Source organism: Gimesia chilikensis (assembly GCF_007744075.1).
Taxonomy (GTDB): domain Bacteria; phylum Planctomycetota; class Planctomycetia; order Planctomycetales; family Planctomycetaceae; genus Gimesia; species Gimesia chilikensis_A.
Genome location: NZ_CP036266.1, coordinates 5391973 through 5407124, shown reverse-complemented (window position 1 = coordinate 5407124; position 15152 = coordinate 5391973). Strand labels below are relative to the sequence as shown.

Annotated in this window: 12 protein-coding genes; 7 read left to right on the top strand and 5 right to left on the bottom strand. The window is 48.7% G+C overall.

Annotated features, from left to right (window positions below; all coding sequences use genetic code 11):
- The first annotated feature begins 74 nt into the window (after positions 1–74).
- From HG66A1_RS20510 to HG66A1_RS32110, 3 genes are all read left to right on the top strand, one after another.
- On the top strand, positions 75–2522 hold the full coding sequence (locus HG66A1_RS20510) for a recombinase family protein (RefSeq protein WP_197996714.1): 2448 nt from the start codon (positions 75–77) through the stop codon (positions 2520–2522).
- 141 nt (positions 2523–2663) lie between these two features.
- Entirely contained in the window at positions 2664–3170 is a 507-nt protein-coding gene (locus HG66A1_RS20505) for a hypothetical protein (protein WP_145188245.1), read from the top strand.
- A 170-nt stretch (positions 3171–3340) separates the two neighbouring features.
- Positions 3341–3481, top strand: a complete 141-nt coding sequence (locus HG66A1_RS32110; RefSeq protein ID WP_197993579.1) for a hypothetical protein — start codon at positions 3341–3343, stop codon at positions 3479–3481.
- Positions 3482–4147: 666 nt separating this feature from the next.
- On the opposite strand, the gene HG66A1_RS20500 is transcribed toward HG66A1_RS32110, so the two are convergent.
- On the bottom strand, positions 4148–5716 hold the full coding sequence (locus tag HG66A1_RS20500; RefSeq protein ID WP_145188242.1) for a tyrosine-type recombinase/integrase: 1569 nt from the start codon (positions 5714–5716) through the stop codon (positions 4148–4150).
- A gap of 178 nt (positions 5717–5894) precedes the next feature.
- Here HG66A1_RS20500 and HG66A1_RS20495 point away from each other — a divergent pair, with 178 nt between their 5' ends.
- The gene (locus HG66A1_RS20495; RefSeq protein ID WP_145188239.1) at positions 5895–7010 is read left to right on the top strand and encodes a hypothetical protein; all 1116 of its coding nucleotides are present in this window, start codon (positions 5895–5897) and stop codon (positions 7008–7010) included.
- 459 nt (positions 7011–7469) lie between these two features.
- Here HG66A1_RS20495 and HG66A1_RS20490 read toward each other — a convergent pair whose 3' ends face one another.
- Both HG66A1_RS20490 and HG66A1_RS20485 read right to left on the bottom strand, forming a co-directional pair.
- Positions 7470–8414, bottom strand: a complete 945-nt coding sequence (locus HG66A1_RS20490; protein ID WP_197996712.1) for an ImmA/IrrE family metallo-endopeptidase — start codon at positions 8412–8414, stop codon at positions 7470–7472.
- Positions 8415–8418: 4 nt separating this feature from the next.
- Positions 8419–8871, bottom strand: coding sequence for a helix-turn-helix domain-containing protein (locus HG66A1_RS20485; protein WP_145188233.1), 453 nt, complete (start codon positions 8869–8871; stop codon positions 8419–8421).
- A gap of 165 nt (positions 8872–9036) precedes the next feature.
- Between HG66A1_RS20485 and HG66A1_RS20480 the strand changes: the two genes are divergently transcribed.
- The 3 genes from HG66A1_RS20480 to HG66A1_RS20470 are packed head-to-tail and all read left to right on the top strand — an operon-like array spanning position 9037 to position 12029.
- Positions 9037–9270: a DUF2188 domain-containing protein gene (locus HG66A1_RS20480; RefSeq protein WP_145188230.1), complete on the top strand. Its 234-nt coding sequence runs from the start codon at positions 9037–9039 to the stop codon at positions 9268–9270.
- Positions 9271–9314: 44 nt separating this feature from the next.
- Positions 9315–10448: an SAVED domain-containing protein gene (locus HG66A1_RS20475; RefSeq protein ID WP_145188227.1), complete on the top strand. Its 1134-nt coding sequence runs from the start codon at positions 9315–9317 to the stop codon at positions 10446–10448.
- Positions 10449–10463: 15 nt separating this feature from the next.
- Positions 10464–12029 (top strand): nucleotidyltransferase, encoded by a 1566-nt coding sequence (locus HG66A1_RS20470; protein WP_145188224.1) that lies wholly within the window; start codon positions 10464–10466, stop codon positions 12027–12029.
- 205 nt (positions 12030–12234) lie between these two features.
- Here the strand turns inward: HG66A1_RS20470 and HG66A1_RS20465 are convergent, their stop codons facing one another.
- Positions 12235–13563 carry a PrsW family glutamic-type intramembrane protease gene (locus HG66A1_RS20465; protein ID WP_145188221.1) on the bottom strand — a complete coding sequence of 443 codons (1329 nt, stop codon included), beginning with the start codon at positions 13561–13563 and terminating at the stop codon, positions 12235–12237.
- A 72-nt stretch (positions 13564–13635) separates the two neighbouring features.
- Positions 13636–14976 carry a DUF4339 domain-containing protein gene (locus HG66A1_RS20460; protein ID WP_232106875.1) on the bottom strand — a complete coding sequence of 447 codons (1341 nt, stop codon included), beginning with the start codon at positions 14974–14976 and terminating at the stop codon, positions 13636–13638.
- Positions 14977–15152: the final 176 nt, after the last annotated feature.

Genomic DNA, 15152 nt, shown 5'->3' with positions numbered 1-15152 from the left:
TATTTATCTGGCGGTCTGATGGAACAGATCGCAAAAAATTTATGTTACCTCCCGATTTAAATGGAGATCACAAAATGTTACACCGTTTCTTCGACCTGAAGTCAGAAAATGTTTCTAAGTCTTCCACTCCTGTGACCTGTATCCGGCAGACACTGGAATGGATGTCCGTCTTGACAGCAACAATAACCGCGCATGGGAGAACTCCTTTTTCCTTGTCTTCATTCTCTACTGGTACGGCGAAGACCAGCCGCAAGACATATAGCGGGTATCTGAGCCAGATTCTTTTAATGCTTGTTTTGTGCGCGGGAGTTCTCCTGCTCTATGGCCAGTCTTCGGTTTGGGCTTTCATGCGGGCTGATGTAAATCAGTCCTCGCAATCGGTGGAGAACTCATCTGTATATCCCCGCAGGAGAAAACGTGGAAATACAAAGCACAGGAAGGATGAGGCACAGGATAAAGCTGCCAGTTATGCACGTTTCAGTTCTTCGCTTCAGAGAGATGATAGTATTGAAAGGCAACAGGAAAAATGCAGACAAAAGGCAATTTCCAACGGGCATTCTATTTCCCACGATCTGGAATATACAGATAAGGCTGTCTCCGGAACCAAGCTGAAGCGAGAGGGGTTGGACCGGTTGCTTGAGGAAGCCAGTGATGGGAAATTTAACGTTTTATATTTATACAGCCTCAGCCGTCTGGCACGGGAATCTGTGATCACGATGCCACTCCTGAAAAAACTCGTTCACACCTACAAGGTCAGGTGCATATGCGTCATGGAAGGTATTGACACAGAAGTGACTGGCTGGGAAGTGATTGCATCCATTTTCTCCGTCATACATGAACAATTCATCAAGGACCTGAGTGAATCTGTGCATGATGGCCAGGAGCTGGCACTAAGGCAGGGCTACTCCGTGGGGGACTGGTGTTTTGGATATGGCTCTGAACCGGTACCGGGGACGGAGCAAACTCGATCAGGTCGGAACAGTAAGCCGCGGAAGGTGTATGTCATCAATGAGGAACATGCAGAGTGGGTCAGCAAGATTTATACCTGGTATGTAGATGAGGGATACTCTATCGGCCAAATTGTGAGAATGCTGAATCAGCAAAAAGCTCCCAAAGATCATCGATCTACAACTGATGATTGGCATCACAACCTCGTGGTGGGGATCCTCTCAAACAGGAAGTATATCGGTATCTGGCCCTGGGGAGAGTGTCAGAACGATCGGGATCCGGAAACAGGTAAGCTAACTCAGGAAATAAGACCAGAGGAAGAATCTGAAAAATGGACGCGCGAACGTCCAGATCTCCGTATTGTGGATGAACATACATTTCGGAAAGCGCAAGAGAAGCTGGATGCCAACTCTGAAAAATGGGAGCAGCATCGAAAAGCTAAAGGTCGATTGAAGGGATCGTCATCGGAAACCAACGGAAGACGAAAAGTAAGGCTTCTGCACGGTCTCTTGAAATGCGCCAAGTGCGGCAATCCATTTTACAACACTGGGAGAAGGTTTCAGTGTCGCGATGCCAAGCGTGGTATTTGCAATGTGATCACTTCTGTGCAGATAAAAGACGTAGAGAAAATGATCGTGGACCGGATCGGTGAGATTATCCTGAACGATGCAGTCTGGTTCGATTATGCTCTCAAAGAGACAAAACGCTGCTATCATGAGTATGAGAGTAGAGTGCCGGCAGCAATTAGAGAAAAAGAGCGGGCACTGAGTAAGGTGAACCAGAAGATTGAACGTTTACTGGATATTGTTGAGGAGGGAGATCCCCCTCAGGACCTGAACTCACGGCTACAGAGACGAAATGAAGAACGGAAAGCTCTTCAGGAAGAACTCACTGAATTACGTCGTGAATGCATACATGACGGAGAAGCTCCCGATGCTGCATGGCTGAAGGAGCGGCTATTAAACCTTTACGAGGATTTGCAGAAAACGTCGCCCTCCGCAAACCATGCATTACGCAGTCTGATTGATGGTGACATCATTCTTGAAGAGATTGATATCCCCTTGAGGAAACGAAAGGCCTTACGTGGAGCATTCTGCATCTCCGCACACAGTGTTTCGTGTGAGTTAAAAAACTTCGCTCCAGATCGAGACGGATCTGAACATACAAAGCAGATTTCTATCGACTTCATTCAGTCTAGTCGGACAGACCTTCAGCGCGAGACTGCAAAGAAGATGTATGATGCTGGAGAACCTGAAAAGAACATTGCCGTTGCTCTCAAAGTGGGGAGGACGCGAGTAACGACTCTCTTACATGAAGCGTTTGCCCTACTGGGGCTCAAGAAGCCAGATGGGCGCCAGCGGCGGTGGCAACTGGACGATAAACATCAAAAGACTCTGCTTCATCAGAGTGTTGCTGAAAAAGTGATGGAACGCTTCGATCGAAAGATGACTTACGGCAAGATTGCCAAAGAATTGGAAATTGACCGAAACGTAGTTACCGAGTCTGTGAAATACTGGCATGAGCAACGTGGGTTGCCTGTTCCAGACGGGCGAAGCCGCAGGAAAAACCTTTAGCTGAGATTGCAGATAAAGATCCTGTCAGCATGGCCGGCCACCTGTAATGGTGGCCGGCTTTGTGCTTTTTTTAGATATTGAGGGGTTAATTTAGTTGTTTAAGAGCGGCTGAAGAGCACCGATGTCACACTGCTCAAATTCATGCAGGAGCACGATCTGAGTCCGAAACACAGTGACAACGAGTATGGATTTGGGCGGCCTGCCCGCGAGATCTTTGGCGCCCTGGGGTCGCTGACCGGTCAGAATTTTGGTGATCAGCAACTGTTTCACATCTTTTTGAATGAGAGCGATTTCTCCAGTCAGAAACGTGCCAAGGCAGAGCTGTTCCACCAGGTTGCAGCACGTTGGGCACGGTGGTGGCAGAAGCACAGATGGGAATTCACTGATGACCCCGCGTTTTTAAAAGTGAACCTGCCGCCGTTGCCTGCTCCGGCACCCGCCGATTCGGTTTCGTCCTCTGCACCATTGATGACGGAAAGTGGCACGAGCAACTCGGTTCTGCAGTCGCTACGTAGCGCACCGGGAGGGCTCGTGTTTTATGATCTTGATGCGGGGCGGTCGACAGCATTGTCGGAACGCTGGAGTAATCAAAAACTGTTAGACGATCTATTTAATGAAATCCGGAAATGGGCGGCCGGGCAGGGATAAGATATGCTGGGGGACGAAATCAAGGGTGAAGAGGGGCAGATTCAGTTTGTCTTGCGGCCCATCGGTCTCCGTACTTGGGAGTTACCCAAGTCACGGTGGAAAGAATCCTTGAACCAGACTCCCAGCAACGCGCTGCAGGCGGAAAGGAGAGCCACCAACAGGATCTGCTGGTGAGCTTCGATCAGGAAACCAACAAATCCAGACCTCTGGATACCGTCACGTTCTTCTACATCACCCGTGAAGGAACGCCGGGGATTCTGTACGTGGGATTGAAGACCACAACGACAGTCTTAAGCCGGGTGGTGTTATGACTGGCGATAATGAGTTGACCCCGGTTGCCTTCCGGAATGGGCGCCGGTTTGGTTACAGTCGCCTGATTATAAAGTGAGTGACGACTTCAGAATGCCCATGGGGTATGTCGCCGCAAGGTACTATACACATTTCACTGAATTGAGATCTCAGGCTGCGATGTAGTGAGAGTATCAGCCGCATGCATAGATGTTGGCTTTATCAGCCTTCAGGACAGGAACGTGCTTGAGAGGTTGCTTTAAAAAACATCGCAGGCCTCCCGTCATTCTCAGAGTGTCCGCTGCTTTTAGCTCACAGCTTGTTCCTGCAGACTCACTTGTATAACACCAATGTCGAAACCTTATTTTCAGGAATGCTCAGGGTGAACCGGTTTTCTAATCAGCACAAATCTAGCACAAAATCAGAATCTTCAATTCCGGTTGATCGTTTGGTCCTACAAAAAAAGGGTCAAAAGCGGTCTTGTACAAAAATAAGCGGAGAGAGGGGGACTCTCCGCCTGGGTGGTTTCAAAGCTGATTTCAACGCGACGAAAATAAACCTAATGGTGCGTAACTAATTGAAAATAAAACAGTTGCTTACTTCGATGGTTTTTCGGTTCTGCAACCACACACTTGATCCGGCTGTCTGGCGTTTGCACCAGTTGTGCACCAGCGGTGCACCAACCGAATTTAAACATTCTGACCACCTTCAGGTAATGTATCTTGTACTGGATTCGATCGACTTTGGCAAGCACTTATTTCCGACGTTACAAGTTGTTCCGTGCGAGTCTTAATCGCCTCCAGCAGGGGACGAATCTTGTCGTAATATTTAGCGATTTCGTGTTTGGGATTCAGGCCGGAATACACGTTAATAATGTCATTCACAGCGTGCGCAGTTAGGTACCGTAATTCTAAAAATGGTACACCAGCTTCTTTCATCTCCTGTGTTATGGAACCGCGGAAGTCATGTGGTTTACCAGGTTGACCTTTTCCAATTACCTGACGCAGTTGTTTTCCTACATAGTCACTGGTAACGCCACCAGCTTTGCTCAAGAACTTACGGAACGCAGCTTTCCGATCCTGGCTGTTAAGAATAGTACCTTTCGGAGCCTTAGCTAATTCAAGTTGATACTGTTGTTCTAAATCTGACTTCGAGTCGAATGCATATCTTATTGAGGATTTCCCTTGGTAAATCTTCCGATTCAGGAAAAGTGGACCTTCAACCCGCTCTCCCACCGATATACGTAACAAAGGCATCAGCTCTTCAGGTAACGGGAATTGAACTTCCACTTTTCCTTTATTGAAATCTGATCCACCAAATCGACTTCCAAAATGTACCTGTTGCTTTTCGAAGTCTACATCACTGACGAGGAGTCCTTCGACGTCTTCTAAACGAAGAGGCAAAACGAATATTATGCTCAACGTTATGAATTGCCAGTCATCCATGGTATTTAAGAGGGCAAGCCTTCGTTCAAGTGGAAATACACATCGCCGGAGAGGATCTTTATTAAATGATTGATCAAAAAGGTCGGTCGAAACAGGATTGACAAAATCAGGTGGAAGATTGCGTACGTCTGCTCTACAGGCCCATTTTAAAACCATCCTTAACGTGTCCAGACAATTTTGTATCTGACGTGCGGACATCGGTTTCGTGGGAGCATTTGTGCTACCGTTCCTGGTCACCTTTCGGTTGAATAGAAATTCGACTAAGCCGAGAGTAAAGTCTCTGTTGAGTAAATTTGCAGCGGGCCATTTTTTAAGTGATTGAGCTAATTCCGCATAATCCAGGGCAGGTGCAAGCCGATTCATATAGCTTCTGGTAGTTTTTTTTCCCCGGGTTTTGCGTTTTTCGCTCAAGAATCTATCGCAAAGTTGGCGCAGAGTCAGGTTCGGAATTCTTCTGGTTTTTAATATCTGCTTTCGGGCGTCACTCGGAGGAACAAATGTGCCAGAGTCAAGCCTATGCAGCAATTCTCTCAGCTTAGATTTGGCTTCCTGTAGATCTGTTCCTAGTGTTTCTCCAAACGGTCTTCTTTCAAAACGGCCACGCGCCAGATATTTCCCATCTCTTTCGTAGATGTGGACGTTGACACCAACACTCGTTTCATGGGTATGATCTCCCATTAGTTCTGAACGAACCATCTTGCGAGATTTAGAGGGTGACTTTCGGACGGTCTTTAAAGAATCATCACGAGCAGCATCCTGAGATTCTTTTTCCCGATCAGGCTGGTTAGAATTCATCTGCACATCTGTGGACATTAGAAACACCGGAGAGCTAGAAGAAAATATTAGATCCGGCAGAACTATTCCAAGATGGTCGGAAGATATCGAGGTAAGCGTTTTAGAATTCGTTTACCTCAATTGGGGAGTCATTGATTAGATTATATTTATTTGCACCTTTGTATACATCATGGCATGCTGTTGAAGGAGGCTCAGAATGTCGCAGGACTCAAAGATTCAAGAAAAGTACCATACCGCTTGGGACGAGCTGAAGAGGCGATATCCAGATCGATTATGCCTGGATAAAGATGTAATTTATGCCTTGCCAGTTGATTTTATACATGCCCTGAATAAACATCTTCCCGGTCTGTGGAGTAAACAAGAACTTCAGTTTGAGTATGATCTGAATGAGATCGCAGGGATGGGGCTCTTTTTAAAACAGCCTTTTTGGTATCCCCTGCTAAAAGAATATTTTCCTCCTTCTAATGACGGTACCCGCCATTTCCAGGCTGAGCATACTAGAATCAGTCATGATCTTCGTTTAACGATTGAAGATTGCATGAGAAGCAATGGTAGCTCTGAGCTCATGATCAAAAACTATTTCAAGGAGGAAGAGAAATATAAGTTACAGGCCCAGGAACGCCAAATTGGATATGCTGGCTGGTTGGTGACTGATCCTGGGTTTCAGCTTTCCAACACAGTGTTTCTGGGGGAGTGGTGGGGAATGATTCAACAAAGGGGAGAGTTCCCTAGTGTGCCTCCTATGAAGATGCTGAGAGACGCTACCCCGCTGCCCAAAAGTCAGAGACCCTTTTATGCAGGTTATACTCAGTTTTATTACGATTGGAGTCTGGAAAGACTGGCGACACCACATCTTCCAGTTCCGATGCATTCGAATCCAGTCGGGGTTTCCCAATACAGCGAGGAAGTCGATGGAGCAGCTGGACTGACACTGTTCATCCCTTGGTATTTGCTTGCTGATCAGGATCTGAAATTACATGACATCGCAAATCATCATTTGATGTATGGTCATAAAAAACATCTTCAGGGTTGGTTCGGCAACGACAATCGGGGAGAAGATAAACCTGGGTGGGGATACAACAGATTTTCGACCATGCTGAAAATGTTTGTTTTCCTGGAATGTGGTTTGTTTGCCAGATACAGAGAGCGATTGAACCGAAAGGTAAGAAATATCGATGAAGCGTTTACAGAATTCCTGGAGGGTATTGAGCTCGATCCATTAGAGTTGGATAAAAAATTCCAGAGTACTCGAAAAACCAGACAAGAATTACAACGTAGATTGAAAAAATGTCGGGAAGCAATGGGAACATGAAGTCAATAAACAGTCACCAAGTACTAAGATTCTGAGAATTCATAGTCCCATTTAATTGGCTTGGAAAAGCAATAGATAAGCATTTTCCATCCTATTTATTATGACACGTTTTTGGCCAAAATTTAGGTCAAAAGTGCTACTGATAAGGATAAGGCGATCAAGACAGAGACGATGGGGAAAAGATGACTGCCACCAGGTGAGAAATAGCAAAAATATGCCTCACTCAGCTAAATATTACCAGATTTCTGTACCGGAACCTGGATGTGCCTCTAAATACTCAGTTTAGCAAGGCGTTTTTGAGGTTATTTGAAGCAGTGTGATCACTCGGCTCCAGCTGAATCCGGACAGCCGCACTGAAAGTCTATCAATTGAATCATATCCGCTTCGATGTCAGGAATCGGTTCGGCCAACGTGTTTCTTTCAAGTTGAAGTCACGATGTAAGCGGGCCATCAACGCAATTACAAGGGACGCAGGATGGCGACGATGCTTGAGGCGCCGTCGGGACCGGTTGCTTCTTCAGATGTGAACACGGGCAATGCATGAATACGAAAACGTCCGTGAAGTGTCCCAAGATCGAGGTGACAATGTCCGTCCTGAATAGTTTGACTAACTGATGCAGCATGGATTGGACCTACGCTCGGAACCGACTTGTCTTTGGGGATGTGACTGGTGCCGACGCGTTCGAATGCATCGTTCAAGATGGCATAGTCGACTCGCAACATTGGTGACGGCATCCGCAATGCTTCCCCGAACAACGGTTTTTGACGCCGGTTGCGGTTGACGAGCCGTTGTTCGGTGGGTTTCAGTTTCCAGCTGAAAAACACAGCCGCCATCGGTTCGGGATGCAGTTCGACCAAACGTCGAACCGTGGCATCGCGGGAGGCGATATAATAGTTTGCAAGCTCTGCGATGTTTGCTGCTGAGAGTTCGAAGCTATCGATTCGATCACGAAACCAGGGATCGGGAAACATCAGCTCCGAAGCAGCAACATCACACAGCGTTTCGAGCAGGTCTTCTGGGGCTGCCCAGTTGCGTTCGGTCCCCTTTCGACACCGGACGGCCAGTTGGTATTCCGGAAATAGAGTGTGTCCAATTTCGTGGCCGATGCTGAACCGTTGGCGTGATTCCGGCCGCGATTTGCTTACTCGTAATACAACTCGCCCATCAGCTTCCGGAGCAATCTCGGAATCCGGGCTGAATCGCGGATCGTCATCCGACCAGTGTAGTCCGCGTACACTGGCAATGGCCTTGAGGTTGAACGGGGGTTGTTCGCCGAAGAGCGAAACGTAGTCCGTGATGACACGGCGTGCCTTCACCTTGACTGCCTCAAAGGGATCCTCCTCTCCGGTTTCATCGATAATGGCCTGAACGTGTTTATGGTAATTCTGGCGGCCCGGCGACATCGTCTTACCCCTTCGTGATTCTTTTGAGTGTCCTATACAGGTCATCCCAATCATCGCGGGATTTCGGTTGTCCACCACGAAACCGCATCGCTGCGAGATCACGAATCTCTTCTTCGGACAGCTTTCGGTCGGTTTTTTCCATCCATTCACAGAATTCACGTAACGACTTACTGATTTCGATATTCCTGTCGTCGGCCTGGACAGTCGGAAGCCCCAGAAGCTCGGCGATAGTAGTTTTCAGAGCGTTCGCGATGCGAAGCAGGACATCTGCTGACGGTTTCTTTTCACCCTTCTGGTCGTTTTCGAGTTCCCAGATGTAAGTCTTTGATACCTCGGCCTGACTGGCTAATTGCTCCAGAGTGAGGCCGGCTTGTTTACGGGCCATCTGGATTCGATGAGCCAGTGACATCACCGACTCTTCGGAACGTAAATCGTTTTGTTGCGAACTTTTTTCCATTCCAAGAGTCTATCAAACATCATTCGTCTTGGCAAGATTCTTGTTCGCTGGGGTTGAATAAGTTGGTGCATTTGGTATATTCGTTATAGTTGAATATATATTCGTTGCGACGATTCGATTACGAATCTTCGCACAGTCACTCTCATTACTTCGAAAGGCGCGATCATGACGAAGAAGGACTATCACGTTGTTCCACAAGGAGAAGGCTGGGCACTGAAGCGGGAAAATGCTCAAAGAGCATCATCGTTACACTCGACTCAGGCCGACGCCATCACAGCGGGTAAAGAACTTGCAAAGAAACAACAAACCGAACTGGTCATCCACCGGCCGAATGGCCAGATCCGGGATTCAGACAGCTATGGCAACGATCCAGTACCGCCGAAAGACAAAAAACACTGAAACGTCAGTCGTCGCCTTTGCATCTTCTTAGTAGAGAAAATCCTATGTCAGTCACTTACATTCCCGATCCGACTAAGCTGTGCCTATGGGGAAAAGCCGCTGGCCGCTGCCAGTACGACGGCTGTAATCTTGCACTCTACCGAGACGGTTTGACGCAGTTTGAGTTTAATAAGGCATACATTGCCCACATCATTGCTGACAAGCCTGGAGGGCCGCGTGGCGATCCAGTGCTGTCAGAGAAGCTGAAAAGCGATCTGAGCAACCTGATGTTACTCTGCGATGCGCATCATCGATTGGTGGACATTGCAGATGTTGAGGGGCACCCGGTAGATCGTCTCCGACACATGAAGGACGAGCACGAGAAACGTATCGAACTGGTGACATCTATCGCTCCCGACCGGCAGTCACATATCGTCTTGTACGGTGCACGTATCGGTGATCACGACGTGCCGCTCACTTTCCAGAAAGCAGCAGCTGCACTGGTTCCGGAACGTAGTCCCGCGAATCCCAGGCCCATAGAGCTGAGCCTTAACAATCGCAGTATCAGTGATGCTGAAAATCGCTACTGGGAAATGGAATCGGAACATCTGCGGCGGCAGTTCCAGACTGAGGTGAAGTCCCGGCTCAGGCCAGATGATATCCAGCATCTGTCGATCTTCGGGCTGGCGCCGATACCACTGCTGATCGAGCTTGGCAGGTTGCTTTCGGATATTCCAGCAACAGATGTGTTTCAGTTACATCGCGAACCGCCGGACTGGGGCTGGCAGAAAAACCCGGACGCTTTTAAATATGAAGTGGGCTGCGACGGTGATGAGACATCTCAGACGGTTGCCCTCATACTCGGGCTCAGTGCTGACGTCGTGCTGGATCGCGTCCGGCCGATTGTCGGTGAACAAGCGGCCTGCTGGACCATAACGCACAGCAACCCGGGCAACGACTTCCTTAAGTCTCGTGAGCAGCTCCAGCAATTCAGGGAGACGCTACGTTTTGTCTTCAATGAGATCAAGAAAAAACACGGCGAAGAAGCGGAACTTCATCTGTTTCCGGCAGTCCCCGTAGCTTGTGCAATAGAGGTCGGGCGCGTGTGGATGCCCAAAGCAGACCTACCGATCGAAGTCTACGACCAGAATCGGAGCACGGGGGGATTCAGTCGAGCACTTCGTATTTCCAATACCTAACTAAGCGGAGAAATTATGGCTGACAACCGTATCCTCATTGTTAATACGCTCCTGCGGGAGATCGCCGAAGAACTCGACATTCCACCGTCGAAGTACAAGGAAGCGGTGGAACGATACACCAGTGTCGGCAACTGGCTGGAAGACGGCGAGTATCCAGCCGTTGTCGCCACACCGGTCATCTATCCCCAGGGATCGTTTCGGTTGGGGACGGTCGTAAAACCGCTGCGGGGCGGAGTTGAAGCAGAATACGACATCGATCTGGTGTGCAATTTGCCGGTGCGGGCGGGTGATACTTCGGCCCGGCAGGTGAAACATTCGGTGGGCGATCGCCTGAAAGAGCACGGCACCTACAAAAAACTCCTGACTAAGGAAGGACGCCGGTGCTGGACGCTGCTGTACGCCGAGGACGATGGAATCGGATTTCATCTAGATGTCCTGCCTTGTATTCCGAATCCGCACCAGTTGACCGGCACGGAACACGGCCTGAAGGCCGTCAGCCTCACGGACCGAAACGACGATGGAGCAGTATACGGCTGGGGGTCCACTAATCCTGCTGGTTACGCTGACTGGTTCTTCGGACGACAGCGGCCGGTCTTTACCCGGGTGGCTGCGTTGCGGAAAACCGAACTTCAACGCCAGCACTCGCACATCTTCGCCAGCGTCGATGACGTTCCAGATCAGTTGGTGCGGACGCCTCTGCAAAGGGCGATTCAGATCCTGAAGCGACACCGAGACGTGCGTTTTTCGGGAGACGATCTTGAAGGTGACAAGCCGATTTCGATGATCATTACCACGCTGGCAGCCACTTGCTATGCACAAGAAAGCGACGTTTTTTCAACGCTGGCCACATTTCTGGACCGGGTGCAGCGCTACACCGACACGGGAGTGATCAAGTGCATTGACGAGCAATGGTACATACCGAACCCAGTGAATCCGGATGAGAATTTTGCTGATCGCTGGAATGAAACCGGCAGTCGCAAACCTGATGCATTCTTCAAGTGGCTGCACTGGGTCCAGGAAGACATTGATGAGCTTCTCAACGCAGCTACTCCACTGGAACTGAGTGACAGATTGCAGAAGGCATTCGGTGCTTCCGCAGGCAGCCGGGTTGCAAATAAGTATTCAGGAGCGATGCCCGGGGCACACCAACAACCGCAATCTCTATTCGGTCGTGTTACCAGAGGGTTTCTGCGTTTTGATGTTGGGCACCGACAGGCCCCCCAATGGCATGTATCCAGTACGAGATACTCGGCCTCGGTTCAAGCACGCTACACTCGACGGGGCTTCAGACCGATACCATTTGTCAGCAATTCCTCTCCGCTGCCTAAAGGTGTTGATTTGCGTTTCGAGGCGAACACGAATGTGCCGAAGCCATACAAAATGCATTGGCAGGTGGTTAATACTGGCCTAGAGGCTGCCAGAGCTGGCCAGTTGCGAGGCGACTTCTACGAGAGTAACAAGTCCGGGAAGCAGCGAACTGAGTCAACTAAATTCCCAGGGATGCATTGGGTGGAATGTTTCGTTGTCAAGAACGGTGTCTGTGTCGCGAGAAGCGGTGAATTCGTCGTCAATATTGAATGAGACATGCAGTACAGAATGTACAATCTGCTGGCATCAGGGGCAGCGACGTCCACGTTGCTGTGCCTGGATACCGCACAGGCACAGTGGCGGCAGCAGCCATACCGTTCAGGGATTTCGAACTGATCGGCCGTCGAGAGTGGGCCGATTGTGTTCCAAGGCCTGGGATTGGTTGCACCAGCCAAAGGAAACAGGCGGATCACTCCGTTTAAGCTGGATCCGCACAATGCAGGTTCTGGGGCTCATGTCGAGAGTCAAATAATCGCACAGTGATAAATACAGTCAACCATGCTATTAGTAAACCCAGAAACAACGACCGCGCAACGAGAACGTTATAGAGACTATGCAGTCCCATCGAAGCTAATACTGAAACTAGAATCAAAAACGTATATTCAAAGATGTCTGTTGGCGGTTTATGAGAATAATCATCCGGATTTTCTAATAGATAATAAAAACAGGCTGCAGAAATTGTTGTCCAGCAGCCATGCAACATTGCTACTGAGAAGAATCGCAGCAAATAGATCGAGAGCGGCATTTCCTGGGGTTGATACATCTGGGAATGGTACATCACTCCTTCCACAATACCGAAGCCGAGCCCTGACAGGGCTCCCACGAACAAGCCTCTCTGCTTCCAGTCTCCCGCGGTAGATTTTGCCACGTACATTACAGGAATGAATTTCAATACTTCCTCGCATAAAGCGACACTCGAGAACATTGCAACAAAATGGTAAAAGAAAGGTAGGCTCGCTCCCAGATCATCTGGAGAGATCTGGTTGTAGCCATTTCCGATTAACCAGGTTAAACAGAGAAAGATTTTGAAACGCCCTCCGCCGGTCTTCATGACTTCCGAAAATGGAGTACCTGCATATTTGGTAGCCATCTCCTGGAAGAAAAAGAGTAACGGTAACCCAATGATGAATGTAAAGATGAAGGCACCGATCGCGATCCCGTAATCATTTTCCTGGGGTTGAATCAAAACAGAGAAGAGGATGCCACCGAAGATCGTCGCAACGATGGCAATGAACCAGGGACTGCCAGGAGTCGAACCAAAGTTTGGTAGAAAAAACGGAACCATTATCATTAGGTATAAGATCCAACCCGGTTGCACGTATTTTTTTAGATCCAGGATATTCTGGAGATAGGGTTCGAATGTGACATTTGCTCCGTAGGCAATCTTGGGGGGAGATTCAGATGAGGTAATAGGCTGCCCCTCTGTGTTTTCTGCGATTGGTTTCCTTTCTCCACCTGGTTGAAGAGTTAGCTCTTCAGGAGCAGAACTCGCCTGTATACGATCATTTGTGGAATTGAGCGGTGGAGGTGGTGGAAGTCGTGATACAGCAACAGAAATTGCGTCTCCAAATGCTTCCTTCCAGTCTCTAAGTGGTCTCCACTCATCACCGCCGACCGGACAGGCGAGATTATCCGGAAAGAGCTCGAGAGCCTTGATTCGTGCGCGTATAATGTCAATGTCAAATGGGCCGTCTGGTTTGCTACCGTTCGAAATCCACCACTTAGGTTCAACTGTTCGCTCTGGCATCGATGAAGTCCCGCAATAAAAAATATATCTAATCTGTGATTCAGATTTTCTGGTAGCATTCCTGGGACTGAATCAAGAGCGACTGTTTCTCCAATTGTAGGAGAGCACCCCTATGATGATGAGAATAAACACAATACGGCCTCCTGTTTCACCAAAGATGCTTTGGAGAAATGACACAATCAGAGCAGGAAGATTGTTTCTCTTGGTTTCGGTCTTTTTCTTTGCGTCTTTGGGAGCGGGATTGCGCTGTGAGTCTTCTTGCTTCACAGGAGTGGACGGCGGAGAATTGTCTGTCGGTGTGATCCCATAGTTATAAAATGAGTAATCTCGTTTTAGCGGGCTTTTACCTTTTTCGATTGAAGTTTTCTGATCAATCTGTCGCTGCAATTCATCAGTGATACCCTTGAAAAAAGTCAACATCGATGTGGGACCGTTATCCAGAGGCTGATTATTAAATTGTGTAATGATCCAGCTGTCGATTTTCCATTCACCTTTCACTTCTAGTAAATGAAAATAGCCATCCAATGTAAAAGTACCACCATTTTCATCAGGCATCGTAGATTGGTAGCCAACTAAATATCCCCCGACATTGGGAGCAGCTTCAGCTTCGTCAGTCAGTTGAAAGTATTCAATCTCATCTTCGTCTTCCTGTAATTCTGGAAGCTGTTTGGCAAGAGTTTCGAGAAGCTCGAACTGCCGGATAATCGGCATCATGTTAGATGTGACATATTGTTTTGCTTCATCGGGAGTATCAGCGGCTAGAAACTCACTACAGACATCCCGTGGACCAGTTGGAAGAAATGCAACGGCAATCCCAGCCAACTGAAGCAGAGCCAGCGGAGATCCGGCAAGGCAAGGGACTAACCAACTACCGGGGCTCTGGTTGGACGCCGTATTCGATTCAAACTGGTTCAGTTGTTTCTCAAGAAATATGTACCAGCAAGCGAACGCAAATCCCCCCAGCAGCAATACCGAGACAATCAGGGAGCTTACAACGAACTGATCAAAAAAGATGTCAGCGACAAGCCAGCCTATCCCCAATCCCAAGGGACCCCAGATTGATATTTTCAGTCCCAGTCTTTTGCTGTTAATGGCGGTTAGAATTCCCAGCCATAGTGGGCTGAAAAGAAGTCCCAGGTACCAGAGATGAGTCGGGTTCCAGGGAGCTTTGCCAGGTTTTTGTGACGGTAACGGAGGGGGAGGGGGGATCAGTTCAGAGTCATCTATCTTTTCAGCAAATGCGTCCCATTCTCTGAGCGGTTTCCACTCACTGCCTCCGACAGGACACGCCAGTTGATCGTTTCTCAAGTCGGACTGAGCCACCCGAGCAAGTATTTCTTCTACAGAGAACGGCCCCTCATGTTGATCGCTATTCGCCAGCCACCATTTGGAATCAACCTCTTGGAATTCCATATCACTCACTCCCATCAATAGTACTTCTCATTTCTTTTCAGCTAATGAGAAACTGAGGATCGCGAGTGTCGATAACGCTGGTTAGCAAAAAAATAGGACGCTGGACCAGGCCCGCTCCTCAGACCCCGACCAAGGGGCGTACAGAACAGTACCTGGCCAACGCCCCGTACGGGGCG

What these genes read in the sequence shown, in the direction of transcription:
- HG66A1_RS20510 (WP_197996714.1), top strand. Translation starts at nt 75, where the DNA reads ATGTTACACCGTTTCTTCGACCTGAAGTCAGAAAATGTTTCTAAGTCT.
- HG66A1_RS20505 (WP_145188245.1), top strand. Translation starts at nt 2,664, where the DNA reads ATGCAGGAGCACGATCTGAGTCCGAAACACAGTGACAACGAGTATGGA.
- HG66A1_RS20500 (WP_145188242.1), bottom strand. Translation starts at nt 5,716, where the DNA reads ATGTCCACAGATGTGCAGATGAATTCTAACCAGCCTGATCGGGAAAAA.
- HG66A1_RS20495 (WP_145188239.1), top strand. Translation starts at nt 5,895, where the DNA reads ATGTCGCAGGACTCAAAGATTCAAGAAAAGTACCATACCGCTTGGGAC.
- HG66A1_RS20490 (WP_197996712.1), bottom strand. Translation starts at nt 8,414, where the DNA reads ATGTCGCCGGGCCGCCAGAATTACCATAAACACGTTCAGGCCATTATC.
- HG66A1_RS20485 (WP_145188233.1), bottom strand. Translation starts at nt 8,871, where the DNA reads ATGGAAAAAAGTTCGCAACAAAACGATTTACGTTCCGAAGAGTCGGTG.
- HG66A1_RS20480 (WP_145188230.1), top strand. Translation starts at nt 9,037, where the DNA reads ATGACGAAGAAGGACTATCACGTTGTTCCACAAGGAGAAGGCTGGGCA.
- HG66A1_RS20475 (WP_145188227.1), top strand. Translation starts at nt 9,315, where the DNA reads ATGTCAGTCACTTACATTCCCGATCCGACTAAGCTGTGCCTATGGGGA.
- HG66A1_RS20470 (WP_145188224.1), top strand. Translation starts at nt 10,464, where the DNA reads ATGGCTGACAACCGTATCCTCATTGTTAATACGCTCCTGCGGGAGATC.
- HG66A1_RS20465 (WP_145188221.1), bottom strand. Translation starts at nt 13,563, where the DNA reads ATGCCAGAGCGAACAGTTGAACCTAAGTGGTGGATTTCGAACGGTAGC.
- HG66A1_RS20460 (WP_232106875.1), bottom strand. Translation starts at nt 14,976, where the DNA reads ATGGAATTCCAAGAGGTTGATTCCAAATGGTGGCTGGCGAATAGCGAT.